Here is a 24243-nt window from a genome sequence, read left to right as displayed (position 1 = left end):
TCTGAGACAGCAAACGGTTGCTGTTTCGTAGGGTTGCGGCGGTTATGGCGGGAAGGAAACACCCGGTTACATTCCGAACCCGGAAGTTAAGCTTCTCTGCGCCGATGGTACTGCACTCGGGAGGGTGTGGGAGAGTAGGTCACCGCCGGACAATCGTTAGGGAAGGGTCTCAACGCCTCACGGGGTGTTGGGGCCCTTTCCGCATGTCCAGACCCTTTTTTCCGCATGCCAGGGTCTTTATGGCAGGGGTCTTTTCCGCGTGTCCCCGGGCGTCATCGGGGGACGCGGTCCTCTCGCCTGGGTGTTCTTCGGGTGGTACTCAGTCTTGGGTTGTGCTGGTTTAGCGGGGTTCGGCTGGGCCTTAGATCCAGAGCCGGGGCTTCTCCGGCGGGTCCCGATTCTTCTGGCCGGTGCGGCTGGCGGTTCTGGTGGCGTGCTGCCGGCTCTTGGGGCTGAAGCTGCTTCTCGGAGTTCGACGGCCTGCGCGCTTCTTGCCGGGGTGCTGGGTTTGGGTTCGGGGGCGGGTGTCCGGTTCTGAGGGTTCCTGATCCCCATGCCCGATCCCCGGTCCGGACTCCGAGGCTCGACCCCGAGCACCGAACAGGTCCGCAACGTCGGGCCTGTTCGTCTTGCCGGACGTTGTGGTTGTTGTTGTTGAGCTAGGCCCCGGTCGGTATTCGGCCGGTGCCCTTTTTCGTTCAGGCGGGGTTTTCGTGCGTGGGGAGGGTGCGGAAGACGAAGACGCCCCAGCCGAGGTAGTCGCGGCCGTACTCCAGGTGGGAGCGGCGGGAGCGGGTCAGGAAGTCGCGCATCGCCGGGACGTCCGGGTCGTCGGGGTGGTCACGGAGCCAGTCGCTGAGCGCCCACCACTGCGGCGCCATGTAGCGGTCCCAGCTGTCAGGGTCGGCCAGGACCATTTCCAGGAGTTCGAAGCCGGCCTGTTCGGCGCGGTCGGCCGTACCGATCAATGAGGTGAACTCGTCCGCGCCGATCTGGAGCGCGACGAGAGCCTCGGGCGGCGGAGGAGAGGTCCAGTAGCAGTCGCCCACCAGCACGATGCCGCCAGGGCGCAACGAGCGGCGCATCAGGGACAGGGTGCCTTGAAGGCCGCCGCCGATCCAGGTGGCGCCGATGCAGGACACGACGTCGTACGACTCAGGAACGTCCATGTACGTACTCGCATCGGCTTCCACGAACTCGACGCGGTCGGCGACGGACAGTTCTTTCGCGCGGTTTCTGGCGGCGTCGAGAAACACCTTGCTGATGTCGACGCCCACGCCCTCGATCGCGTATTCGGCTGCCCAGCGGGAAAGGAGCTCGCCCTTTCCGCAGGCCAGGTCGAGGATGCGGGTGCCTGGGGTGAAACCGCAGACCTCGCCGAGCAGGCGGAGTTTGTCGTCCGTCAGGGGGTTCAGAATTCGGTGGCGGGATTCGGCGATCTCGTGGAAGCGCAGTGACATGGCGAGCAGTTTCGCTGACGGTGTGTTCTGGGGCCACTCATTATCGGATTGTGGCAGGCTCGTGGACGTTCCGGGGCTTGCTAGGCTGGGAGGACACCGGGCCACCCCAGGGGTGGCCTTCGTCGCGTAAGGCCCGCAGGCGGGCGGCGACCAGCCACGGTGGACCGTCGTTGAGAGTCCGCTGGGTGAGCCAACGAAATGGACCAGAAGTGAACAGAGATAACGGATCGGACGGCGGACAGCGCGGGCGCGGCGACTACGGGGACAGGCGCTCCGGCGGAGGGGGCAGAAGCGGCGGGTACGGATCCCGCGGGCGTGACTCCGGCGGTGACCGTCCGTTCCGTTCCGACGACAGGTCGCGCTACGGCAACCGCGGTGACCGTGGGCCGAGGCGCGACGACTCCCGAGACGACCGCGGCGGCGACGACCGTCGTTCCTATCGGGATCGCGATGACCGTGGGCCGCGTCGTGAGTACGGGTCCCGGGACGATCGGGGTCCTCGCCGCGAGGGTGGGTTCCGCGATGACCGTGGCCCTCGGCGCGAAGGTGACGATCGTCGTTCCTATCGGGATCGGGATGATCGTGGGCCGCGTCGTGAGTACGGGTCCCGGGATGACCGGGGTCCGCGTCGCGACGGTGGGTTCCGCGATGATCGGGGTCCGCGGCGTGAATTCCGTGATGATCGTGGGCCGCGTCGTGAGTACGGGTCCCGGGACGATCGGGGTCCTCGTCGTGAGGGCGGGTTCCGGGATGATCGGGGTCCGCGTCGGGATGATCGGGGTCCTCGGCGTGAAGGTGACGATCGTCGTTCCTATCGGGACCGCGACGACCGTGGGCCGCGCCGCGAGGGCGGTTACGGGGACCGGCGTGAGGGTGGCTACTCGCCGCGTCGTGAGGGTGGCTTCCGGGACGATCGTGGGCCGCGCCGTGAAGGCGGCTACCGCGATGACCGGGGTCCTCGCCGCGACGGTGGGTTCCGCGATGATCGGGGTCCGCGGAGTGAGTTCCGTGACGATCGTGGGCCGCGTCGTGAGTACGGGTCCCGGGATGACCGGGGTCCGCGTCGTGAGGGCGGGTTCCGTGACGATCGGGGTCCGCGTCGCGAGGGCGGGTTCCGTGACGATCGGGGTCCGCGTCGTGAGGGCGGGTTCCGTGACGATCGGAGGCCGCGTCGTGAAGGCGGGTTCCGGGACGACCGCGGTCCTCGGCGTGAAGGGGACGATCGTCCCTTCCGGGACCGTGACGATCGCGGGCCGCGTCGCGAGGGCGGCTACGGCGGCCGGCGCGAAGGGGGTTACGGCGACCGCCGTGAAGGCCCGCAGCGCGACCGAGGACGTGGCGACTCCCGTCCGTTCTCGCGTGACAACCGTCGTGAGGACGGCCCCGCAGGCACCCGCGCCCGCTACGGCAGGAGCGACCGCGACGCCGCCCCTGAGGCGCCGCAGCGGGAGAGGCTGCCCGAGGTGGCGCCCGACATCACCGTCGACGAGCTCGACAAGGAGGTGCTGGAGGAGCTGGGTTCGCTCCCCGGTGACCTCGCCGACCTGGTCGGACGGCACCTCGTCGCGGCCGAGCGGGCCCTTGAGGAGGACGACCCCGACAGGGCGCATGAGCACACCAAGGTGGCGCGCAGGTTCGCGGCGCGCATCGGCGTCGTACGCGAGGCGGCGGGCATCGTCGCCTACCGTGCCGGGCACTACTCCGAGGCGCTGAGCGACCTGCGGGCGGCCAGGAGGATGACGGGATCGGAGGCGTACCTGCCGGTCATGGCCGACTGCGAGCGCGGTCTCGGCCGTCCCGAGCGGGCCATCGACCTCGTACGCTCGCCCGAAGCCGAGCGCCTCGACCGGGCCGGACGCATCGAGCTGACCATCGTCGAGTCCGGTGCCCGCCGTGACCTCGGCCAGCACGACGCCGCCGTCATCACGCTGCAGCGGCTGCCCGAGCTGCGTGACCCGCAGCCGCGGCCGTGGTCGGCGCGGCTGGCGTTCGCGTACGCGGACGCCCTGGCCGAAGCCGGGCACCAGGAGGCGGCGACCGACTGGTTCGGGCGGGCGATGGCGTTCGACGAGGACGGCGAGACGGACGCGGCCGAGCGGTACGCGGAGCTGACCGGGTCCGTCATCGAGGACGTCGAAGAGGACTACGACTACGAGGACGACTTCGACGACGCCGGCGCCGTCGAGACCGGGACCGCCGCCGAGGCGGACGAGGACACGGACGCCGACGCCGCGCTCGCCGAGGCCGGTGACCTGCTGGGTGCGGAGGCCGTGGCCGAGGAGGGCGCGGAGGACGTACCGGAGGAGACCGTGTTCGAGGCTCCTGAAGCGGTCGGATCGGCTGAGGTCGAAGAGGACTCCGTGAACGAGGACTCCGTGAACGAGGAAGCCGGAGACGAGGACGGCTCCGCGGCCGGCGAGGTCGCCGGAAACGGCGAGGACTCAGCCGCCTCAGCCGCCTCGGGCTCCGAGGCCGGCGGTGAGCCTGAGCCTGCGGTTGAGGCTCAGGCCGGTGAGGTGCCCGGCATCACGCCGGCGTTCATCGAGCCTCACTTCGATGAGGAGCCGAGCAAGGAGAAGCCGGGCAAGTCGGACGACTGACCGGCACTACCGCTGACATAGGTGCGGCGGGCACGCGCGTTATCGCGTGTGCCCGCCGCACATCTGTTTCGGCGCTTCTCGGCCGCTCCACCTGCTGCCTTTCATTCGCGGCACGTACCGGCTCTGGTTGGTGGGCTGGTTCGGACGCACTGTTGGCCCTCCCAGAAGCCGTCACTGGTCTGCGTGCGTGTGGCGGAGGAGCGAGGGAGCGTCAGGGCGAGACGCGGTTGAGCCAGTGCAGGATTCCCGCCACGTTGGACGGCGCCCCGCTCAGCAGCTCGAACTGCTCGGCCCGTTCCTCACCAGAGGTCAGCGCGGTGTAGCGCTCCTTCGTCCGGTCCCTGACCATGGCGACGGCATGGTCGAGGTCCATGCCCTCGGAATGGGCCTGCCGTGTCAGGTCCACCCACACCCGGAGCTCTTCGGCAGACCGTTCAAGTGTCTCCTTGACGGCGTCGACCGGCCCGTAGTGGCTGAACAGCAGCCGTTGCGGCTCAAGGGCCTCGAACAGCGCGATCGAGTCGAGTGCCGTCTGCAGGTCGAAGTCCGGGGGCGGGGTGGCGGGGCGCAGATCGCCCGTTTCCGGCAGGTAGACGCCGGCCGCGTCGCCGACGTACAGGTCGCCGGTGGCCGAGTCGACCAGGCCCACGTGGTGTTTGGCGTGGCCGGGGGAGTAATGGCTGCTCAGCGTACGTCCGTTGCCCAGGTCGATGGCGCCGGTGTCGCCGAGGGCGACGATGCGTTCGGCCTCGGTGGGGGACAGCTCGCCGAAGAGCGTGTCGAGCTTGTCGCCCCAGACCATGCGGGCGCTGGCCATCAGACGTGAGGGCTCGGCGAGGTGACGGGCGCCCTTCTCATGGACGACGACCTGCGCGGACGGGAAGAACCTGGCGATGTCGCCCACCCCGCCGGCGTGGTCGAGGTGGATGTGGGTCACGACGACCGTGGCGAGGTCCTCGGGGCCGACGCCGAGCGAGGCGATCGCGTCGCGCACCACGGGTGCCGAGGTCGACGTACCCGTCTCCACCAGGCACGGCCGGTCGCTCATGATGAGATAGCCGGCCGTGATGCCGGAGTATCCGGCCATCTTGGTGTCGATCTCATAGACGTCGCCGCCCAGCGCGGTGATGTTGTCCACAGGCACTCCCGATCGTCCAGCCGCTGTCCCCAGAACGGCATTCCAGCCGATCCGGCCTCCTCCACATCGTAGAGAGTGATCTCCACCAGAGCACCGATAGGAGGACGACCGTGGACCGAAACGAAGTCTTGCTGGTGGGAAGGCTGTCAGCGCCGGTCGAGGAGCACCCCTTGCCGAGCGGCGACACGGCGACGAAGTGGCGCATCATCGTCCGCCGCCGCCGAAACCGGCGGGGCGCGGCCCTGACCGACAGCATCCCGTGCGTCACGTTCGACCCGGAGACGGCCGCGGTGGTCCGCGCCCTCAGGCCCCGCGACTACGTCGAGGTGACGGGGGCGTTCCGCTGCCGCGTCTTCGGGCCGTCGGCGGCCAAGATCTGGCGGTACGAGGTGGAGGTGAGCGACGCCAGACCGTACGAGGCCGACCTGCCCGCCCCGACTTCCGGACCCGAGGGCGACACCGACGGAAGCCAGGTGACGTCCCTGATCCCCCGGCAGGTGCGGTACTTGGCCCCCACGGGCTGACCGTCCGCCCGACGGGCGCAGCCGAACAGCCCCATAGGGCACACCGCCCGCAGCCCGCCATCCGCGGTTCGCGGTTCGTGGTTCGCGGCCCGGCGCTTCGGCGGCACGGCTGCACTGCGGGGTGGCGGGGCTGCTCGGCGGCGGAGGCCGGGCGATGGACGGTGGTGAGGGCGGGGCCGCCCGGCGGTGGTGAGGGCTCGTGGGGGGCCGTTCGCTTGACAGGGCACTCTGATCGGAGTCCCTTGTGGACGCCTCTAGGCGCGTTCAGGAGCGCCTCTTGGCCTTTCTGGCTATCTGGCCCAAGGGCTTGCCGGTTGAGGGTTCCTGGGGCTCTACGGCTGCGGGTTGGCACGTACCGCGACGGCTTATTCACGACGGAGGCCGGGAGTGATCGCTTGAAGGGGGACGTGGAGTGTGGGCTTTCGGGGCGCGGCCCCTGGATGGGTCCTGTTGCGGGTGGTGTGGTGGTGGCTGGTGTTCGTTTTCGTGGCTTGGTCGGGTGGCGTCAGAGACGTCCTGCGGGAGTGGGATTGAGGGTTGTTGGATTTGTGTGTCGGTTGCTGGGGCAAGGTGGAAGGCTGCGGGGGTGGCCGGGGGTGTTTTTCTCTACCGGCAAGTGAGGGCAGGGTGGGACTCATCCCGCCAATTCTCCTGGTCAGGCGGCTCGGTGGGGAGAAGGAATCACACCGGAGCTGTAGATCGATCCCACGTTTGCGTCCGTCTGCTGTCACCATAGGCCGCAGTTAGCAGGCCCGGCAGTACTGCCTGGCCACGGCACTATCGCAACAGGGTAGGTCGGATGGACGTAGAGGCAGAGATCACCATTCTCAAGCAGCGCCTTGAGGTGCTGGAGGCCGGGGCGTCCGCTGGTGCGGACGAGGCCGCGACATCGGGTGATGCCGGCGCTCCTGTCGTTGTCCAGTTCCCTCAGGAAGTGGCCGACGAGCTGGAGGCCCTCAACGTGGAGATCACAGGGCTCCGCTGGCAGATGAGGGATTATCACGCGTCCAGCCAGGCCCAGCTCCAGCAGCAGCTCGACGATCTCCGTATCGGTATGTGTGTGCTCGACTGCAAACTCGATGAGTTGCTCAAGAGGAGCATGGCTTAGGGGGAGAAAGGCCGGAGTAGGTGGGGTAGGGGGCTTCGCAGTTCTCTGCGGGCCCCTTTCCGTTCCATTGCGCGGACCGACAACCCCCAGTAGCCATACCAGGCGAGGCGGCGACCGCATATCTCTGCTCCGGCGTGGCGGGTGGCCCGAGGTTGTTGTCAGTCGATGGCGAAGGTGCGCAGGAGCAGGCCGGTGCGGGGTTTGGGGCCGAAGGAGGTGGATTTGCGGGGGACGCGTTCGCCTGCTGCGGCGACGGCCAATACGTCCTCTACTGCCAGGGGGTTCAGCAGAACCGCGGTGCCACCGGTTCGGGTGGCGAGGTCGGTGGCGGCCTGGGCGTCGTGGTGGACGATGCGTACGTCCTGGTCGCTGTCCTGCATGCCCCACACCACCGGGAGGATGAACTCCGTGAGGATGGAGGTGTTGAGGGTGTTCCAGCGGTCGGAGTGGTCGGCGGGCATGGCGCGGGCCAGCTGTACGGGATCGGGGCTGGTGAGCAGGTGGGCGCTGTGCGCGTCGGCCAGCAGGAAGGCGGGCTCGGCGGCATCCTGGAGTGCGGCGAGGCCGTCGGACAGGGTCTCGTAGTCCTGGACCCGCCAGGCGCCCTTGGCCTTGGCCGTGGCCTCGGCGAGGGGGAGGCCGGGGATGACACGGTGGATGGCCTTGAGGTCGGGCGGGTACGCGCCGGAGTCCACCAGCAGGGCGAGGCCGAAGTCCCAGGGGCCGGAGGCGGGCGCGTCGCGGGTGGCGCGTTCCTGCCGCTGGAGTACGCGGTACGTCGCGTACCGGTGGTGGCCGTCGGCGATGAGGGCCTGCCGGGGGTGGAGGTCGGCGTTGACGGCGGCTATTTCGGACTCGTCGGTGATGGCCCACAAGCGGTGGGTGAGTCCGTCCTCGGTGTGCGCGGTGACCAAGGGGCGGCGGGTCGTGGCGACCTCGTCCACCAGGCCGGTGGCGGTGCCGCCGGAGCCGTCGTACAGGAGGAAGATCGGCTCCAGGTTCGCCTGCGTCGTGCTCATGAGGGCCAGGCGGTCGGCGATGGGGCCGGGCATGACGTCCTCGTGCGGCAGGATGACGCGCTGGGCGGGGTCGGCGAGTGCGACGTCGCCGATGAGGCCGCGCTGCAGGACGCCGGGGCCGCTCTGCTCGTAGACGTAGAGGGCTGGCTGCTCGTCGGCGACCAGGACACCTGACTCGAGCCAGGCGCGCAGGGTCTCCCTGGCGTCGGCGTACCGGCCGGGTGACGGCTGGGACGCCGCTGCGTTCATGGTGCCTGAGGAGTCGCCTGAAGGCGGACAGGGAAGGATGAGACGGACGACGTTGTTCGGGTGAGAGTCAAGGAGGACCTCGACGTCGGCGTCGGAGATCAGGTCGTACGGCGGGGAGGTCACCTTGGCGGGATCTTCGACAGCGAAACGTACGCCGCGGAAGGGCCGTAGCACCAGTCCACCTGGTACCGGCAGTTCAGGAGTCCCCATACCGGGCATGCTGCCATAAATGCCTGAGCCTTCCGAAAACCGGCCCATCGATGGCAGTCGTGCCCGTACCGCGGCGGAGCGGAGCGGGGTCGCCGTACAGCGATGAAGGAGTTCTCACCCATGGCTCACGAGGGAAACGGACATGACGAGAAACCGGGTGCTCCCGGGGGTGGTGTTTACGACTGGTACCAGCGTGGGGTCAAGCTGCTGAAGGAGGGCAGCCCCGCGGCCGCGGCGGCGTTGCTGGAACGTGCCGCCGAGGCGGAGCCCGAGTCGCGCAGCATCCTGGAGGCGCTGGCGCGGGCCCAGTTCAACTCGCGGCAGTACGCCGAGGCCGCGGCGCGGTTCCGGCAGATCGTGGACGCCAACCCGACCGAGGACTATGCCTACTTCGGCCTGGGATTGGCGTTGTGGCGGACGGGGGACGTGGAAGGCGCCCAGGAACCGCTGGCCATCGCGGTGGCCATGCGGCCCGACGACGGGAATTACGTGAAGGCGTTGCGGAGCGTGCGTGCGACCTTGAAGGCCCGCAGGGAGATGTGACCTTCCGCGGGGCCGGTGTGAGGGCGGCGCTAGAGTCGCACGCGGCGTGACAGGCGAACGGGAAGAGGCGCTGTGCTGATCGACGGCTTTGACACCCTGCTGCTCGACCTCGACGGCGTGGTCTATCTGGGCAGGCAGGCGATCCCCGGTGCCGGCGAGGCGCTGCAGGAGGCGCGGGAGCGCGGGGCCCGGCTCGCGTACGTCACCAACAACGCCTCACGTACCCCCTCCGCGATCGCCGCCCACCTGCGCGCGCTCGGAGCGCCCGCCACCGCGGCCGACGTCGTGACCTCGGCGCAGGCCGCCGCCCGGCTGGTCGCCGAGCGGGTTGCGCCCGGCGCGAACGTGCTCGTCGTCGGTGGTTCCGGGCTGCGGCTGGCCGTACGCGACCGCGGGCTCAGGCCGGTCTCGACTGCCGCGGAGTCGCCGGTGGCGGTGGTGCAGGGGTTCACGTACGAGTTGTCGTACGCGCTGATCGCAGAAGGGGCGCTGGCGGTGCGGCAAGGGGCGCTGTTCGTGGCCTCCAACAGCGACAGCACGCTGCCGAGCCCGCGCGGCGAGCTGCCGGGCAACGGCGCCCTGGTACGCGTGATCGCCACGGCCACCGGAGTCGAGCCCATCTACGCCGGCAAGCCGGACCCGCCGCTGCACCGCGAGTCGATGATCAGGACGAACGCGCGGCGCCCCCTGGTCGTGGGCGACCGGCTCGACACCGACATCGAGGGGGCCACCAACGCGGGGGTCGAGAGCCTGCTCGTGCTGACCGGGGTCGCGACGCCGGCCGACGTGTTGACGGCCGAGCCCCGCCACCGGCCCACGTACATGGGCGAGGACCTGCGGGCGCTGCTGGAGCCCTATCCCGAGGTACGCGACGGCGCCTGCGGCGGCTGGCGGGCGCGGTGGGAGGACGGGGCGCTGCGCCTGGAAGGGGACGGCAGCAGGATCGACGGGCTGCGCGCAGCCTGCGACGCCGCCTGGGCTGCCGCCGACGAGGGCCGTCTGGAGGAGGACGCCGTGAAGCCCGCCCTCGACCGGCTCACGTAACAGGAGGAAAAGGGCCGGGCAGGAGGAAGGGGACCGGGCGGCCCGAGGAGGACGCCGGATCCGGTGCACGCCCGATTGCAGGGCGGGCCGAGGGAGATGCGGGGTTGGGCACACGCCCGATCAACTGGGTCGGCCGGTGGAGGGCGCGGGGTTCGGTGCACGCCCGATTGCCGGACGGGCCGGTGGAGGGTGTCCTTGAGCGGGGTCAGAGGAGGCGGCGCAGGCGTAGCAGGTCGCCGAAGCTGGCGTCGACCTTCACCCGGCCCCCGAGCAGCGCCCGCGCCAGGTCGAGCTCCCCGTCGACCAGCGCCACCAGGTCGTCGCTGACGATGGTGAGCTTGACGTCGGCGGGCTTGCCGTCGGCCGGCGGCGACTCCGCGAACGGGTCGAGCCCCCCGTGATGCAGCCGGCCGTAGAACGTCACGTCGAGGTCGGACACCCGGCAGCTGACCGTACGCTCGACCACGTGCTTGGCGCGATCCGCCTCATCGATCTCGTCGAACTGGGTGACGAGCTTGGCCAGTGCCGCCCGGCACTCCTCGACGCTTGCCATGGTGCGTATCCTTTCATCCCTTTGCGGACGGTAGCGTTCCACATCAGTAGCACCCCCGTACGAGCTTCAACGAGTGACACGCCTGCCAAGGTCCCGGCCGCTCGCGGGAGGCGTTACGGTCGAGTCATGAGTGAGCTGCCGGAGGAGAGCGGCGACGCGCGGGTCGACGCCATCGTGGCGGGCCTCGCCCGGCTGGGCGAGCTGCCCGTGGCCGAGCACGTCGCGGTCTTCGACGAGGCGTTCTCTGGGCTGGAGAGCACGCTGGCCGCCGTGGAAGAGCACGTGGAAGAGCACGTGGACGAGCCGGCCGGGCCGCGCGTCCCTGGACCGCCCGTTCCTGGACCCCACGTCCCTGGACCGCCCGCCGTGGGCCGCCCGTGAGCCGCAGGATCCGCCTCGACAGCGAGCTGGTCCGCCGCGGCATGGCCAGATCGCGTGAGCAGGCCGTCCAGCTGATCGAGGCGGGCCGGGTCAGCGTCGGCGGTCAGCGGGCGCGCAAGCCCGCCACCCAGGTCGACACGGCCGCCGCCATCGTCGTGGCCGCCTCGGACGAGGGCCCTGACTACGTTTCGCGCGGAGCGCACAAGCTGCTCGGCGCGCTCAGCGCGTTCACCGCCTTGAAGGTCGAGGGGCGCCGCTGCCTCGACGCGGGCGCCTCCACCGGTGGTTTCACCGACGTGCTGCTGCGCCACGGCGCGGCCCACGTGCTGGCGGTCGACGTCGGCTACGGCCAGCTCGCCTGGTCGCTGCGCTCCGACGACCGGGTGACGGTCATGGAGCGGGTGAACGTCCGCGACCTCACTCCCGAGATGGTCGGCGAGCCGCCCACGCTGGTGGTCGGCGACCTGTCGTTCATCTCGCTGCGGCTGGTGCTGCCCGCGCTCGCCGCGGTCGCCGCCCCTGAGGCCGATTTCGTCATGCTGGTGAAGCCGCAGTTCGAGGTGGGCAAGGAGCGCGTGGGGGCGGGCGGCGTCGTCCGCGATCCCGAGCTGCGCGCCGGCGCGGTGCGCGAAGACGCGGCCAAGGCGCTGGAGCTGGGGCTGAGCGTGCGCGGTGTGACGGCGAGCCCGCTGCCGGGCCCGTCGGGGAATGTGGAATACCTGCTCTGGCTGGGCAAGGGGCAGGGCGAGCCGGGGGTCGCCGACCTCGAGGCCGAGATCCAGCGTGCCGTCGCGGAAGGGCCGCAATGAATCGCACCGTGCTGGTCGCCGTGCACACGGGGCGCGACGCGGCCGTCGAGAGCGCCCGGCTGGTCATCAACCGGCTGGTCGACGCCGGCATCACGGTCAGGGTGCTCGACACCGAGGCCGCCGAGCTGGGCTGCGGCGGCATCGAGGCGGTGCCGGGCGACCCCGGCGCGGCCAAGGACGCCGAGGTGATGATCGTGCTGGGCGGCGACGGTTCGCTGCTGCGCGCCGCCGAGCTGGCCAAGCCCGCGGGCACGCCGCTGCTCGGCGTCAACCTGGGGCACGTCGGGTTCCTCGCCGAGGCGGAGGTCGCCGACCTGGCCGTCGCCGTCGACAGCGTCGTGGCGGGCCGTTACGACGTCGAGGAGCGCATGACGATCGACGTTCTCGCCAGGCAGAACGGCCGCGTGCTCGCCGACACCTGGGCGCTCAACGAGATCACCGTCGAGAAGCAGGAACGCATGCTGGAGGTGGTCGCCGAGATCGACGGCCGCCCGCTGTCGCGCTGGGGCTGCGACGGCGTGATCTGCGCCACTCCGACCGGCTCCACCGCCTACGCCTTCTCCGCCGGCGGGCCGGTCGTCTGGCCGGAGGTCGAGGCGCTGCTCATGGTGCCCATCAGCGCCCACGCGCTGTTCGCCAAGCCGCTGGTCGTCTCGCCGCGCTCGACGCTGGCCGTGGAGATTCTGCCCGACACCCCAGGGGGCGTGATGTGGTGTGACGGGCGCCGCAAGTTCGAGGTGCCGTCGGGCACCCGCGTCGAGGTGCGCAGGGGCGCCGAGCCCGTACGCCTGGCCCGCCTGCACGGCGTCGAGAGCACCGGCGCCCCCTTCACCGACCGGCTGGTCGCCAAGTTCGAACTGCCCGTCCAGGGGTGGCGCGGAAGGGCGCGACCCTGAGTGAATGGAGTACGGAGCGCGTAGGATCACGTGGTCAGCACGATCGACCGCGGACAGCGGCGTCAGACACGGCAGAGACACGGCAGTGAACGGGAGTGGGCAGTGCGACCCAGGGTCGAGGAGGTCCGCATCCAGGGGCTCGGCGTCATCGACGAGGCCGTGCTCGAGCTTTCGCCTGGCTTCAACGTGGTCACCGGCGAGACCGGCGCGGGCAAGACGATGGTCGTGACCGGGCTCGGGCTGCTGTTCGGCGGCCGGGCCGATCCCGCGCGGGTGCGGCCGGGCGCCGATCGCGCGAGCGTGGAGGGCACGCTGGTCATCGAGCCAGGCGGCCGGGTCGCGCAGCAGGTCGAGGACATCGGGGGCGAGATCGAGGACGGCGAGCTCATCATCTCGCGCACCGTCTCGGCCGAGGGCAGGTCCAGGGCCTGGCTGGGCGGGCGCACGGTGCCGGTGGGCACGCTGACGTACCTCGCCGACGACCTGGTGGCGGTGCACGGGCAGATGGACCAGCAGCGGCTGCTGCAGCCGGCCAGGCAGCGCGCCGCGCTCGACCGCTACGCCGGTGACGAGCTGGTCAAGCCGCTGCGGGCGTACGCGCAGGCGTACAAACGGCACAAGCAGGTCGCCGCGCAGCTGGAGGAGCTGACGACCAGGGCGCGCGAGCGGGCGCAGGAGGCCGACCTGCTGCGCTTCGGCCTTGAGGAGATCGAGAAGGTCGATCCCAAGGCGGGTGAGGACGACGAGCTGCGCGGCGAGGAGGAGCGGCTCTCCCACGCCGACGCGCTGCGCAGCGCCGCGACGACCGCCCACACCGCGCTGCTCGGCGACCCGATGGAGGCCGCGGGCGGGGCTCGCGACGTGATCTCGCTGCTGGGGGAGGCGCGGGCGGCCGTGGAGGCCGTACGCGACTTCGACAGCCAGCTCGCGGGCATGGCAGACCGGCTGGCCGAGGCCGGCTACCTGATCTCCGACGTGGCCACCGACCTGGCGGCCTACGCGGAGTCCGTCGAGGCCGACCCGGCGCGGCTGGCGGCGGTGCAGGAGCGGCGTTCCGTCCTGTCCAGTTTGATCAGGAAATACGCCGCCGACAGCTCGGGCGTCCTGGCATGGGCCCAGCAGGCCGCCGCCCGCCTGGGCGAGCTGGAGGGCGACGACGAGCGCATCGACGAGCTGACCCGCGAACACGACGAGCTGACCGTCCGGCTCACCGAGCTGGCCGACCGGCTGACCAAGGTGCGCGAGTCCGCGGCGGAGCGGTTCGGCAAGGCGGTCACGGAAGAGCTGACCGCGCTCGCCATGCCGCACGCCAGGGTCGTGGTCGAGCTCACCCAGAGCGCGGAGTTCGGGCCCGAGGGCCGCGACGAGGTGGAGCTGCGGATGGCCGCCCATCCCGCCGCGCCGCCGCTGCCGCTCACCAAGGGCGCGTCCGGCGGTGAGCTGAGCCGCGTGATGCTGGCCATCGAAGTGGTGTTCGCGGGCGCCGACCCGGTGCCGACGTTCGTGTTCGACGAGGTCGACGCGGGGGTCGGCGGGAAGGCCGCGGTCGAGATCGGCCGTCGGCTGGCCAGGCTCGCCCGCACCGCGCAGGTGATCGTGGTCACCCACCTGCCGCAGGTGGCCGCCTTCGCCGACCAGCACCTCGTGGTGGAGAAGGCGAGTGACGGCAGCATCGTGCGCAGCGGCGTGGTGACGCTCGATCACGAAGGACGTGTACGCGAACTGTCGCGCATGCTGGCCGGCATGGAGGACTCCGAGCTGGGCAGAGCCCACGCTGAGGAGTTGCTCGGCCTGGCCGCGGCGGACAGGTGATGCTGGGTGACATAGCGGACACGCCGCGTCATGCGTGGCCCCCGCGCTGTTTCACTCTGGCAGGATGGTCTTGATGAAGGTTCCGGGAAGCAAGATGCCGGGCCTCCGTGGCAGGAAGGTCGGTGACCTTCCCGGTATAACGGCAGTGGCGAGGATCGACCGGCGCACCAAGAGGCTGACAAAACGCCTCCAGCCCGGGGAAATTGCGATTATCGACCACGTCGACGTTGACCGGGTCAGCGCGGAGGCGCTTGTCGCGTGCGGTGCTTCCGCCGTGGTCAACGTCGCGAGCGGCATCAGCGGCCGCTACCCCAACCTGGGGCCGCAGATCCTGCTCGAAGCCGGCGTCCCGTTCATCGACAACGCCAACCAGGAGCTGTTCGAGCGGGTCAAGGACGGCGACGTCGTACGCGTCTGCGACGGCGTCGTCTACCTCGACGACGACGTCGTCGGCAAGGGCGAGGAGCAGACCCCCGAGACGGTCGAGGCCGCCATGGCCGAGGCCCGCGCCGGGCTGTCGGTGCAGATCGAGGCCTTCGCCGTCAACACCATGGAATACGTGCGGGGTGAGGGCAAGCTCCTCATCGACGGGGTCGGCGTGCCCGAGATCCGCACGTCCATGGAGGGCCGGCACGTCCTCATCGTGGTGCGCGGCTACCACTACAAAGAGGACATCGCGACCCTCCGCCCCTACATCCGCGAATACCGTCCCGTCCTCGTCGGCGTCGACGGCGGCGCCGACGCGCTGCTGGAGGCCGGCTACCTCCCCGACGTCATCGTGGGCGACTTCGACTCCGTCTCCACCAAGGCCCTGACCTGCGGCGCCGAGCTGGTCGTGCACGCCTACCGCGACGGCAGGGCACCCGGGCTGGAGCGCGTGCACCAGCTCGGCAGGGAGGCGGTGATCTTCCCCGCCACCGGCACCAGCGAAGACATCGCCATGCTGCTGGCCGACGACAAGGGCGCCGAGCTGATCGTCGCCGTCGGCACCCACGGCACGCTGGAGGAGTTCCTCGACAAGGGCCGCTCCGGCATGGCCAGCACCTTCCTCACCCGTCTCATCATCGGCAGCAAGCTCATCGACGCCAAAGGCGTCAGCAGGCTCTACCGCAGTCGCATCACCACCTCGCAACTGCTCCTGCTGGTGATCACCGCGCTGATCACCATGGGGCTCGCGCTCTTCCTGTCGCCGCTCGGCCAGACCTGGCTGAACGGTCTTCAGGACGTCTGGAACGCGTTCATCTTCTGGCTGGTCGGACTCTTCTCGTGATCGATTTTCGCTACCATCTCGTCTCCATCGTCGCCATCTTCCTGGCGCTCGCGGTCGGCATCGTGCTCGGCACCACGCTGCTGCAGGAACCGGCGGTGAAGTCCGCCCAGGAGCTCACCGCGCAGCTCACCAAGACGAAGGAGGAGCTGCGCGCCCAGATCGACACGCTGCAGGGCCGCGAGGCCGGCAACGACGCCTTCATCAGCGCCGTGACGCCCGAGCTGGTCGCCGGCGACCTGGCCGGCCAGCGGGTGGTGCTGATCGAGACGCCGGGCTCCAGCACCGCCTGGCGCGAGGCCGCCCAGCAGGTGCTCGACCAGGCGGGCGCGGAGATCACCGGGCGCGTGACGTTCACCGAGAAGTTCCTCGACCCCAAGGGCACCGGCGTGCTCGACGGCCTGGTCAACCAGCTCAAGCCGGTCAACATGGTCTTCCCCGCGACCGCCACGAGCTGGGGCAGGGCCGCCGCCCTGCTCGGCGCCTCCCTGGTCACCAACGACGCCGCCCAGGCCGGCACGCCCAACCCCGCCACCGCCGACGTCGTCGGCGCGTTCGAGGCGGGCGGGCTGCTCACCGTCGACGGCGACCCGGCCAAGCGGGCCACGCTCGCCGTCATGTTCGCGCCCGAGCGGCCGTACGAAGGGGAGAGCGCCGAGACGCAGGCGGGTGCGCTCGTCTCCGTGGCCGACGGCTTCGACGCCGCGAGCAAGGGCACGGTGCTGGCCGGCATCGAGGCCCCCACGGTCACCCCAGGAGACGTCATCACCGCCCTGCGCGACGAGGGCGAGGTCTCCAAGCGGGTCACCGGCGTCGATACGGCCGACATGCCGCTCGGGCCGGTCGCGATCGTCTACTCTCTGCAGGAGCAGCTGTCCGGGCGGGCCGGCCAATACGGCAACGGCAAGGGCGCATCCGGCCCCATCCCCGCCGAGGCGGCCCCCACCCCGTCCCCCACCACCGAGTCAGGGAGCTGACATGCCCAGCCGGGCCCGTGGCCTGCTCTACGCGCTGGCCGGCGCCACCATCGGCGCCGTGGCCGCCCGCGTCGCCTACTCCGCCTTCACCCGTAACAAGCCCGCCGACCTGAGCGGCCGCTGGACCAGGAAGAACCACCGCGGCGAGCCCATCACGCTGCTCGAAGGCCCCGCGTTCGTGGCCGGCGCCGGCGCCGCCGCCGCGCTCACGCCCGGCCTCACCCCGCGCGTGCGCGCCGCCGCCCTGCTCGCGGGCGCCGGCAGCGGCGCGCTCGGCGCGTACGACGACCTCTACGGCACCACGTCGTCCAAGGGCTTCAAGGGCCACCTGAGCGCGCTGGCCCGCGGCGAGGTCACCAGCGGCGCCGTCAAGATCCTCGGCATCGGCGCCACCGGGCTCGGCGCCGCCGCCCTGGTCTCCCAGGGCCCCGCCGACACCCTGGTCAACGGCGCCGCCATCGCCGGCTCCGCCAACCTCGCCAACCTCTTCGACCTGCGTCCCGGCCGCGCCATCAAGGTCGGCCTGCTGACCGGCGGGCCGCTGCTGGCCGCCGCGCTCTTCCGCGACCAGCCCGCCGCGGGTGCGCTGGCCGCCGTGCCGCTGGGGGCCGCCGCCGCGCTGCTGCCCGACGACCTCGGCGAGCGCGCCATGCTCGGCGACGCGGGCGCCAACGCCCTGGGCGCGCTGCTCGGCCTCGCCGCCGTCACCAAGCTCGGCAGGCCCGGCCGGTACGCGCTGCTCGGCACCGTCGTGGCGCTGACGGCCGCCGCGGAGAAGGTCAGCTTCACCAAGGTCATCGCCGGCAACCCGGTGCTCAACCGCATCGACATGCTGGGCCGCCGCCCCGTCGACCCCATCTGACGCCGCCGTTGTCGGTACGGCCTGCCAGGATGTCTGCGTACGGTTGGTCGGCTGCGCGTTCGGGGGAGGCCGGGTGGGTGTGGTGACGGCGAGGGGCGTCGCGGGTGGCGCGATGCTCATCGGGGCGATCACCGTGCTGGCGCGGGTCGCCGGGTTCGCCAAGCAATACGCCTTCGCCCAGACCGTCGGCACCAACTGCCTGGCCACCGCCTACATGACGGCCAACCAGATCCCCAACATCGTCTTCGAGGTGGTCGTCGGCGGGGCTCTGGCGGGCATGGTGGTGCCTGTGCTGGCCGGGGTGTCGCGCGAGCGGGCCGGCCTCATCGGGTCGGCGTTGCTGACCTGGGTGGTCGTGGTGCTCGTCCCCATCGGGGTGCTCACGGCGGTGCTCGCCGGGCCCGTCGTCGGACTGTTCCTCGGCGGTGACATCGAGCGGTGCGCCGGTCTGTCCGCGATGGGGGAGATCGCCACCCGCATGCTGGTCGTCTTCGCCCCCCAGATCCCGCTCTACGGCGTGGCCGTGGTGCTCTACGGCGTGCTCCAGGCCAACGACCGTTTCGCGGGGCCCGCCGTCGCGCCTCTGGTGTCGAGCATCGTGGTCATCGTCGCGTACCTGCTGTTCGTGCCGTTCAGCGGCGGGCACCGTGACCCCGACGGGCTGCCCATGGCGGCCGAGCTGGCGCTGTCGGTGGGCACGAGTCTCGGCGTGCTGTCGCTGGTGCTGACCGTGATCGGGCCCGTCGGTCGGCTGGGGCTGCGGTGGCGGCCGACGTTACGGTTCCCCGACGGGGTAGCCGGGCGGGTGCGCACGCTGGCCCTTGCCGGTATCGCGGCGCTGCTGGCCCAGCAGGCCGCCATGATCGTGGTGCTGCTGCTGGCGAACAAGGTCGTCGGCGGCGGGGCCATCGTGGCGTACAACTACGCGTGGGCGATCTACCTGGTGCCGTACGCCGTGCTGGCCGTGCCCATCGCCACCAGCGCTTTCCCCCGCCTGTCGGCGCAGGGCGGCGAGCCCGCGGCCTTCGCGGCGCTCGCGGCGCGCACCACCAGGGCCGTCGTGCTGGTGTCAGGGCTGGCGGCCGGCGTGCTCGCGGCGGCGTCGGGGCCCGGTGCCGTGGTGTTCCTCGCCGACAAGAGCGACGTGCCCGCGGGTGAGCTGGCGGCGGCCATCGCGCTGTTCGCGCCCGGTCTCGTCGGCTACGGGCTCATCGCCCACCTCAGCCGCGTCCTCTACGCGGCCGGCCAGGGCCGCGCGGTCGCCACCGGCACCGTCGCCGGGTGGCTCGTCGTCATGGTGGCCCAGACCGTGCTCGTGCTCGTGGTGCCTCCCGAGTGGGGCATCGGGGCGATGGCGCTCGGCATGAGCATCGGCATGAGCGTGGGTGGCGGCTGGCTGCTGGTGTCCGTCGTACGGACGCGGGGCGGCGCTGCGGCGGCCGGCCTGCCCCGCGCGCTGGGTGCCGCGGTGGCCGGAGGGGGGGCCGGGTTCCTCGCGGGGGCCGGGGTCGTCGGTCTGCTGGGGGCCGTGTCCCTCTGGGCGAACGTGGGGGCCGCCGTGCTGGGTGCGGTGGTGGCGCTGGCGGTCGGGGTCGCGGTCGTGGCCCTCGTGGACCGGCCTGACGCCGCCTCGGTGGCCGGTCTGCTGCGCCGCGGTGGAGCCGGGTGAGGTCGGGCGGAGTGAGGTCGGGCGGAGTGAGGTCGGGCGGAGTGAGGTCGGGCGGAGTGAGGTCGGGCGGAGTGAGGTCGGGCGGAGTGAGGGAGACCGGCGTGCGGGTGGCTTTTGTGCTGGGGACCACGTCGGGTGGTACCGGGCGGCACGTTCTGATGCTGGTGGAGGGGCTCGTGCGGCGGGGGCACCAGGTGCTGGTGGTCGGGCCGCGCAGTGTTGAGGAGCGGTTCTCGTTCGGGGCGGCGGGGGCGCGGTTCGTCGAGGTGGCCGTCTCCGATCGGCCCCATCCCCTGAACGATCTGCGTGCGGTGCTCGCCGTCCGGCGGCTGACCAAGGGCGCCGATGTCGTGCACGCCCATGGTCTGCGGGCCGGGGCTCTGGCGGCCCTGGGAAGCCCTGCCCGCAGGCCCGTTGTGACGTTGCACAACGCGCTGACCGCCGGTGGGTTCGTGGGGCTGGTCTATGGGGTGCTGGAGCGGATCGTGGCGCGGCGGAGCGGGCACGTGCTGGTGGTCTCGCCCGATCTCGGTGAGCGGATGACCGCGCTGGGCGCCCGGGAGGTGCGGCCTGCGCTGGTGGCCGCGCCGGTGCCGGCTCCGGCCAGGCGGACACCTCAGGAGATCAGGGACGAGATCGGTGCCGGCGAGCGTCCGATCCTGCTCACCGTCGCCCGGCTGGCTCAGCAGAAGGGGCTGGAGACGCTGCTCGATGTGGCGGCCGGGCCGTGGGAGGGTGCCCCGCTCTTCGCGGTGGCGGGTGAGGGGCCGTTGCGCGGGGAGTTGCAGCGGCGGATCGACGCGGAAAACCTGCCCGTACGGCTGCTGGGCAACCGGGACGACGTGGCCGACCTGATGCGTGCCGCCACGGCTCTGGTGATGCCGAGCCGGTGGGAGGGACAGCCGCTCACCCTCAGAGAGGCGCTCATGACCGGCACCCCGGCCGTCGCCTCCAAGGTCGGCGGCATCCCGGAGATCCTGGGGGACGCGGGGGTCCTGGTGCCGTACGGCGACGTGGCCGGCTTCCGCGCGGCCGTGCGGCGGCTGCTCGCCGCACCCGAGGACGCGCGGGCGCTGGCCGTGGCGGCGCGGCGACGCGGCGACGAGATGCCCGATGGCGACGACGCGGTGGAGAGCGTGCTCGCGGTCTACGGGGCTGGGTGCTGAGGGGGAGGATGATTAGGTGCGGTCGAGGGGTTCTCGTATACTGCGTGGGTTAGGGAGGGGAGTATCCCTTCGCGACAGCCTCGTCATCACGGTGCAGCCCCGCTCCACGGGGCCCCCGGGGCTGCCGGTCCGCAGCTGAGCGCGGGCGGGAGAGACCTCCGGCAATGAAGCGTGCATGCCGGAGGGTCTGAGTGACTGAACCTTTGTGGGCCTGGATCGCCGTGATCGGCGGTCTGCTGTTGGTCATCGCCATCGACCTGTGGATCGTCGACCGTGGAGAAGCACGTGAGTTCTCCATGCGCCAGGCGGGCTACTGGGTCTCTTTCTACGTCTTCCTCGCCGTGTTGTTCGGCGTGCTTCTGTGGTTCACCTCCGGCCCCGACAGAGCCGGTGAGTTCTTCGCCGGTTACATCACCGAATACAGCTTGAGCGTCGACAACCTGTTCATCTTCTTCATCATCATGAGCCGGTTCGCGGTGCCGAAGGCGTACCAGCACAAGGTGTTGCTGGTCGGCATCCTGCTGGCGCTGGTGATGCGCGGCATCTTCATCGCGCTCGGCGCGGCGGCGCTCGAGCGGTTCAGCTGGCTGTTCTACGTGTTCGGCGCCTTCCTCATCTACACGGCGGTCAACATCGTCCGCCAGCACCTCAAGGGCGAGGAAGAGGAGTTCAACGAGAACGTCCTGCTGCGGTGGGTGCGCAGGGCGTTCCCCACCACCGAGGGCTACGTCGGCTCCAAGGTCACCGTCAAGATCGACGGCAGGCGCATGGTCACCCCCATGCTCATCGTGATGGTCGCGATCGGCACCACCGACCTGCTGTTCGCGCTCGACTCGATTCCGGCCATCTTCGGGCTCACCAAAGACCCCTTCATCGTCTTCACCGCCAACGCGTTTGCCCTGATGGGCCTGCGTCAGCTCTACTTCCTGCTGGGCGGCCTGCTGCAGCGCCTCGTCTACATCAGCTACGGTTTGGCGTTCATCCTGGGGTTCATCGGGGTTAAGCTCGTATTGGAGGCGTTGCACTCCAGCCATGTCTCCTGGGCGCCCGAAATTCCCATCTGGGTGTCGCTCTCGGTCATCGGCACCACCATGGTCATCACCACTGTGGCCAGCCTGATCAAAGCTCGCATCGACGCGCGCAAGGGCGAGGAGACGCATCCGGAGCAGGTCTAGCGAAATGGGCTTCGAGGCGCTTTGCTTGTGTAGTTATGCCGTGTCATAGTTGCTGGTTCTGTAACATCACGGCAAAGCGCCCAGTCCAGTCACCACCAAAGGTTGTACGTGTCCGACGATTCTGCCAAGCCGAGCCGCATGAGGCTCGCGCGCGGGGTCTCCCCGTGGCTCCTCCCGACGGCCGCCGCGGCGGCCGCCACCGCTCTGCTGACGCGCCGAGACCGGCGATGGGCGCTTGCGGCGGTGCCGCTGAGCGCGCTCACCGGGGGCATGCTCTGGTTCTTCCGAGACCCGGACCGCACAATCGGCGAGGGCCGCATCCTGTCACCCGCCGACGGCGTCGTGCAGAGCATCGACCCGTGGCCCGACGGCCGCACCAGGGTCGCGATTTTCATGAACCCGCTGAACGTGCACGTCAACCGTGCCCCTCTTGCGGGAAATGTCACCTCCGTGCAGCATGTGGCAGGTGGGTTCCTGCCGGCGTTCAACAAGGACAGCGACCAGAACGAGCGTGTGGTGTGGCATTTCGAGACCACGCTGGGCGACATCGAGATGGTGCAGATCGCGGGCGCCGTGGCGCGCAGGATCGTGCCGTACCTGAGTGACGGCGCGAAGGTCGAGCAGGGTGAGCGGATCGGGCTGATCAGGTTGGGATCCCGGGTCGACATCTACCTTCCCGAAGGGATTTCTCCCGCGGTGTCCGTGGGCGACAAGACGGTTGCGGGGGTGACCAGAATTGACCACGGCTGACGCCAGTAGCTGGCGAACGGAAGAGGAAGAACCTCGCGGTCCCGTCGGCAAGGCGTTCCGCCTGTCCGCCGCCGACTCCCTGTCGCTGGGCAACGCCGTCTGCGGGTTCCTCGCGGTGTGCGTGCTGGCCTACTCCGCCATCCAGCAACTGCAGGTCGACGGCGGCCGGTTCACGCCCGCGCCGAGCTACTTCGCCACCGCCATCGTGCTGCTGCTCATCGGCGCCACCTGCGACCTGTTCGACGGGCTCGTGGCGCGCCGCTTCCGTGCCTCCGCGATGGGGGCCGAGCTCGACAACCTCGCCGACGTCATCAGCTTCGGCTTCGCGCCTGCGTTCATGGTCGTCATCTGGGGCATCGGCGTGCCGGAGAGCGTGCCCTTCACCGCCGTGCTCGCCGCCGCGGCGGCCGTGCTGGTCGCCGGCGTCGTACGCCTGGCCAGGTTCGCCTGCGTCAAGACCAAGAGCGGCGACTTCATGGGGCTGCCCATCCCGATGGGCGCCATGACCGTGATCTCCATCGTGCTGCTGTTCCAGCCGAGCATCTGGTCGCTGCTGGCCGTGCTCGGGGTGGCGTGGCTGATGGTCAGCCGCATCGAGTACCCCAAGCCGAAGGGGCAGCTCGCCGCCGTCGTTCTGGGCTGGATCATGGTGAACGTGGCGTTCCTGACGGTCTGGGTGGCCTGGCCCGAGGGCGGCGACATGCCGATCAAGATCGGGGCCACCATGCAGATCGCGCTCGTCGCGGCCATCCCGCTGCGTGTGCTGTTCTACAAGCGCGAGCAGCGTAAGGAAGCCGCTCGTCTGGGCCGCTGACCGGCCTTCGATGAGCAACTGACGGGATTTTTCGTCTTATTTCGGCTTTGATGGAGCCATGTCGGCCACGCCGCGCGAGCACACGCGTACGTACTACCTCGGCAAGCTGGCGACGGAGCTGGAACAACGCGGGCTGACCGCCCTGCTGCGGTCGGACCCGCCCGCGTTGCGCGTCAGCCACCCCGACGCGGCCCTGATGGCCGAGACCGTGGACTGCGCCGCCCTGTCGGAGGGCTGGTTCTACCGGTGGTCGTGGGGCGAGCTCGTCGGGCCGGCCGACGATCCCGCCCTGGCGGCCGAGCGCATCGCCCACGTGCTCGCCACCCGCCGCTGACCGTCCCCTGTTACCAGCCCCTGGCCTTCCACTCCGGGAGGGCCGGGCGCTCGGCGCCGAGCGTCGTGTCCTTGCCGTGGCCCGGGTAGACCCAGGTCTCGTCGGGCAGGCGGTCGAAGATGCGCTCGACGACGTCGGTGAAGAGCTGATCGAACCGCTCGGGGTCCTTCTGGGTGTTGCCCACGCCGCCGGGGAACAGCGAGTCGCCGGTGAACAGGTGGTGGCCCTCGGGGCCGGCGTCGTACAGCAGGGCGATCGAGCCGGGCGTGTGGCCGCGCAGGTGGATGACCTCCAGCGTGACCTCGCCGAACGTGATCGTGTCGCCGTGCTCGACCGTGCGCTCGGCCGGGACGGGGAGCGCGGGCGCGTCGAGCGGATGGGCGATCACCTGGGCGCCGGTCACCTTCGTCACCTGCTCAAGCGCCTGCCAGTGGTCGCCGTGCTGGTGGGTGGTGATGACCGCGCCGACGGGCCGGTCGCCCATGAGGGCCAGCAGCCGGTCGGACTCGGCGGCGGCGTCGATGAGCACGGACTCGCCGGTCGCGACGCAGCGCAGCAGATAGGCGTTGTTGTCGAACGGGCCTACGGCGAGCTTGGAGATCGTCAGCGCGGGCAGCTCGCGCACGTCGGCGGGGCCGCCGACCTGGACGTCACCGGTATAGGTCATGGGTAGTCCTCTGGGGGTGTCGTGGGCAGATCAGCGGGGGCCGGCATCGCCAGCCACGGCGGCGGATCGGGAAGACCCGCACCTCCGCGTCCGGGAGTGGACGACCGCCCCACTGGCACCAGCCTAGTCCGAAAATCGGAGAATTAGTGGGCAGGCGGCAGCGGACCCCGGCGTGCTGTGGCTGGTCGGGGTCGGTAACCAGCTGGCCGGATCAGG

General features: G+C 70.6%; 23 protein-coding genes and 1 rRNA gene. 19 read left to right on the top strand and 5 right to left on the bottom strand.

Translation table 11 applies throughout. The features are described from left to right. Window positions 1-34 precede the first annotated feature (34 nt). A 5S ribosomal RNA gene (rrf, locus tag ABZW11_RS44295) occupies window positions 35-151 on the top strand. 547 nt (window positions 152-698) lie between these two features. Here the strand turns inward: rrf and ABZW11_RS44290 are convergent. Beyond that, window positions 699-1460: a class I SAM-dependent methyltransferase gene (locus ABZW11_RS44290; RefSeq protein ID WP_355431905.1), complete on the bottom strand. Its 762-nt coding sequence runs from the start codon at window positions 1458-1460 to the stop codon at window positions 699-701. A gap of 1463 nt (window positions 1461-2923) precedes the next feature. Between ABZW11_RS44290 and ABZW11_RS44285 the strand changes: the two genes are divergently transcribed. Next, complete coding sequence (locus ABZW11_RS44285; protein WP_355431902.1) at window positions 2924-4060, top strand: hypothetical protein; 1137 nt, start codon at window positions 2924-2926, stop codon at window positions 4058-4060. Between the two features lie 211 nt (window positions 4061-4271). On the opposite strand, the gene ABZW11_RS44280 is transcribed toward ABZW11_RS44285, so the two are convergent. Then, complete coding sequence (locus tag ABZW11_RS44280; RefSeq protein WP_355431899.1) at window positions 4272-5198, bottom strand: MBL fold metallo-hydrolase; 927 nt, start codon at window positions 5196-5198, stop codon at window positions 4272-4274. A gap of 110 nt (window positions 5199-5308) precedes the next feature. On the opposite strand from ABZW11_RS44280, the gene ABZW11_RS44275 reads away from it, so the two are divergent. Then, window positions 5309-5722, top strand: a complete 414-nt coding sequence (locus tag ABZW11_RS44275) for a single-stranded DNA-binding protein (RefSeq protein WP_355431896.1) — start codon at window positions 5309-5311, stop codon at window positions 5720-5722. A 799-nt stretch (window positions 5723-6521) separates the two neighbouring features. Then, the gene (locus ABZW11_RS44270) at window positions 6522-6830 is read left to right on the top strand and encodes a hypothetical protein (protein ID WP_355431894.1); all 309 of its coding nucleotides are present in this window, start codon (window positions 6522-6524) and stop codon (window positions 6828-6830) included. 158 nt (window positions 6831-6988) lie between these two features. Here the strand turns inward: ABZW11_RS44270 and ABZW11_RS44265 are convergent, their stop codons facing one another. Then, window positions 6989-8308: a DUF1015 domain-containing protein gene (locus tag ABZW11_RS44265; protein ID WP_355431891.1), complete on the bottom strand. Its 1320-nt coding sequence runs from the start codon at window positions 8306-8308 to the stop codon at window positions 6989-6991. A 120-nt stretch (window positions 8309-8428) separates the two neighbouring features. On the opposite strand from ABZW11_RS44265, the gene ABZW11_RS44260 reads away from it, so the two are divergent. Then, entirely contained in the window at window positions 8429-8851 is a 423-nt protein-coding gene (locus ABZW11_RS44260) for a tetratricopeptide repeat protein (RefSeq protein ID WP_355431888.1), read from the top strand. A 72-nt stretch (window positions 8852-8923) separates the two neighbouring features. Beyond that, complete coding sequence (locus ABZW11_RS44255) at window positions 8924-9895, top strand: HAD-IIA family hydrolase (RefSeq protein ID WP_355431885.1); 972 nt, start codon at window positions 8924-8926, stop codon at window positions 9893-9895. A gap of 205 nt (window positions 9896-10100) precedes the next feature. Here ABZW11_RS44255 and ABZW11_RS44250 read toward each other — a convergent pair whose 3' ends face one another. Then, entirely contained in the window at window positions 10101-10448 is a 348-nt protein-coding gene (locus ABZW11_RS44250) for an SCP2 sterol-binding domain-containing protein (RefSeq protein WP_355431882.1), read from the bottom strand. A 126-nt stretch (window positions 10449-10574) separates the two neighbouring features. Here ABZW11_RS44250 and ABZW11_RS44245 point away from each other — a divergent pair, with 126 nt between their 5' ends. The 13 genes from ABZW11_RS44245 to ABZW11_RS44185 all read left to right on the top strand — a co-directional run bounded on the left by ABZW11_RS44245 (window position 10575) and on the right by ABZW11_RS44185 (window position 23360). Beyond that, window positions 10575-10829: a hypothetical protein gene (locus tag ABZW11_RS44245; RefSeq protein WP_355431879.1), complete on the top strand. Its 255-nt coding sequence runs from the start codon at window positions 10575-10577 to the stop codon at window positions 10827-10829. Continuing rightward, window positions 10826-11638 (top strand): TlyA family RNA methyltransferase, encoded by an 813-nt coding sequence (locus ABZW11_RS44240; protein WP_355431876.1) that lies wholly within the window; start codon window positions 10826-10828, stop codon window positions 11636-11638. The genes ABZW11_RS44245 and ABZW11_RS44240 overlap by 4 nt, the downstream gene beginning before the upstream one ends. Then, the gene (locus tag ABZW11_RS44235) at window positions 11635-12534 is read left to right on the top strand and encodes an NAD kinase (protein WP_355431873.1); all 900 of its coding nucleotides are present in this window, start codon (window positions 11635-11637) and stop codon (window positions 12532-12534) included. The genes ABZW11_RS44240 and ABZW11_RS44235 overlap by 4 nt, the downstream gene beginning before the upstream one ends. A 102-nt stretch (window positions 12535-12636) precedes the next feature. Then, window positions 12637-14346 (top strand): DNA repair protein RecN, encoded by a 1710-nt coding sequence (gene recN, locus ABZW11_RS44230; protein WP_355431870.1) that lies wholly within the window; start codon window positions 12637-12639, stop codon window positions 14344-14346. A 73-nt stretch (window positions 14347-14419) separates the two neighbouring features. Next, the gene (gene steA, locus ABZW11_RS44225) at window positions 14420-15616 is read left to right on the top strand and encodes a putative cytokinetic ring protein SteA (protein ID WP_355431911.1); all 1197 of its coding nucleotides are present in this window, start codon (window positions 14420-14422) and stop codon (window positions 15614-15616) included. Next, window positions 15613-16590: a copper transporter gene (locus tag ABZW11_RS44220; protein WP_355431868.1), complete on the top strand. Its 978-nt coding sequence runs from the start codon at window positions 15613-15615 to the stop codon at window positions 16588-16590. The genes steA and ABZW11_RS44220 overlap by 4 nt, the downstream gene beginning before the upstream one ends. 1 nt (window position 16591) lies before the next feature. Beyond that, window positions 16592-17452, top strand: coding sequence for a hypothetical protein (locus tag ABZW11_RS44215; protein WP_355431865.1), 861 nt, complete (start codon window positions 16592-16594; stop codon window positions 17450-17452). Between the two features lie 73 nt (window positions 17453-17525). Further along, on the top strand, window positions 17526-19121 hold the full coding sequence (locus ABZW11_RS44210; protein WP_355431863.1) for a lipid II flippase MurJ: 1596 nt from the start codon (window positions 17526-17528) through the stop codon (window positions 19119-19121). 101 nt (window positions 19122-19222) lie between these two features. Then, window positions 19223-20287 (top strand): glycosyltransferase family 4 protein, encoded by a 1065-nt coding sequence (locus tag ABZW11_RS44205; RefSeq protein ID WP_355431860.1) that lies wholly within the window; start codon window positions 19223-19225, stop codon window positions 20285-20287. A gap of 191 nt (window positions 20288-20478) precedes the next feature. Continuing rightward, the gene (locus ABZW11_RS44200) at window positions 20479-21462 is read left to right on the top strand and encodes a TerC family protein (RefSeq protein WP_355431857.1); all 984 of its coding nucleotides are present in this window, start codon (window positions 20479-20481) and stop codon (window positions 21460-21462) included. A 138-nt stretch (window positions 21463-21600) separates the two neighbouring features. Further along, complete coding sequence (locus ABZW11_RS44195) at window positions 21601-22212, top strand: phosphatidylserine decarboxylase (RefSeq protein WP_355431908.1); 612 nt, start codon at window positions 21601-21603, stop codon at window positions 22210-22212. Next, the gene (gene pssA / locus ABZW11_RS44190; RefSeq protein ID WP_355431854.1) at window positions 22199-23026 is read left to right on the top strand and encodes a CDP-diacylglycerol--serine O-phosphatidyltransferase; all 828 of its coding nucleotides are present in this window, start codon (window positions 22199-22201) and stop codon (window positions 23024-23026) included. The genes ABZW11_RS44195 and pssA overlap by 14 nt, the downstream gene beginning before the upstream one ends. Window positions 23027-23084: 58 nt before the next feature. After that, window positions 23085-23360 (top strand): hypothetical protein, encoded by a 276-nt coding sequence (locus ABZW11_RS44185; RefSeq protein ID WP_355431851.1) that lies wholly within the window; start codon window positions 23085-23087, stop codon window positions 23358-23360. Between the two features lie 10 nt (window positions 23361-23370). Here ABZW11_RS44185 and ABZW11_RS44180 read toward each other — a convergent pair whose 3' ends face one another. Beyond that, window positions 23371-24027: an MBL fold metallo-hydrolase gene (locus ABZW11_RS44180; RefSeq protein ID WP_355431848.1), complete on the bottom strand. Its 657-nt coding sequence runs from the start codon at window positions 24025-24027 to the stop codon at window positions 23371-23373. Between the last annotated feature and the right edge of the window lie 216 nt (window positions 24028-24243).

The organism is Nonomuraea sp. NPDC004580 (assembly GCF_040609855.1).
Classification (GTDB): Bacteria; Actinomycetota; Actinomycetes; order Streptosporangiales; family Streptosporangiaceae; genus Nonomuraea; species Nonomuraea salmonea.
This window is presented reverse-complemented; position numbering and strand designations above follow the sequence as displayed.

Coding starts and splice junctions, on each gene's coding strand:
- ABZW11_RS44290 (WP_355431905.1), bottom strand. CDS start 1,460: ATGTCACTGCGCTTCCACGAGATCGCCGAATCCCGCCACCGAATTCTG.
- ABZW11_RS44270 (WP_355431894.1), top strand. CDS start 6,522: ATGGACGTAGAGGCAGAGATCACCATTCTCAAGCAGCGCCTTGAGGTG.
- ABZW11_RS44265 (WP_355431891.1), bottom strand. CDS start 8,308: ATGGGGACTCCTGAACTGCCGGTACCAGGTGGACTGGTGCTACGGCCC.
- ABZW11_RS44260 (WP_355431888.1), top strand. CDS start 8,429: ATGGCTCACGAGGGAAACGGACATGACGAGAAACCGGGTGCTCCCGGG.
- ABZW11_RS44250 (WP_355431882.1), bottom strand. CDS start 10,448: ATGGCAAGCGTCGAGGAGTGCCGGGCGGCACTGGCCAAGCTCGTCACC.
- ABZW11_RS44245 (WP_355431879.1), top strand. CDS start 10,575: ATGAGTGAGCTGCCGGAGGAGAGCGGCGACGCGCGGGTCGACGCCATC.
- ABZW11_RS44235 (WP_355431873.1), top strand. CDS start 11,635: ATGAATCGCACCGTGCTGGTCGCCGTGCACACGGGGCGCGACGCGGCC.
- steA (WP_355431911.1), top strand. CDS start 14,420: ATGAAGGTTCCGGGAAGCAAGATGCCGGGCCTCCGTGGCAGGAAGGTC.
- ABZW11_RS44215 (WP_355431865.1), top strand. CDS start 16,592: ATGCCCAGCCGGGCCCGTGGCCTGCTCTACGCGCTGGCCGGCGCCACC.
- ABZW11_RS44195 (WP_355431908.1), top strand. CDS start 21,601: ATGAGGCTCGCGCGCGGGGTCTCCCCGTGGCTCCTCCCGACGGCCGCC.
- ABZW11_RS44185 (WP_355431851.1), top strand. CDS start 23,085: ATGTCGGCCACGCCGCGCGAGCACACGCGTACGTACTACCTCGGCAAG.
- ABZW11_RS44180 (WP_355431848.1), bottom strand. CDS start 24,027: ATGACCTATACCGGTGACGTCCAGGTCGGCGGCCCCGCCGACGTGCGC.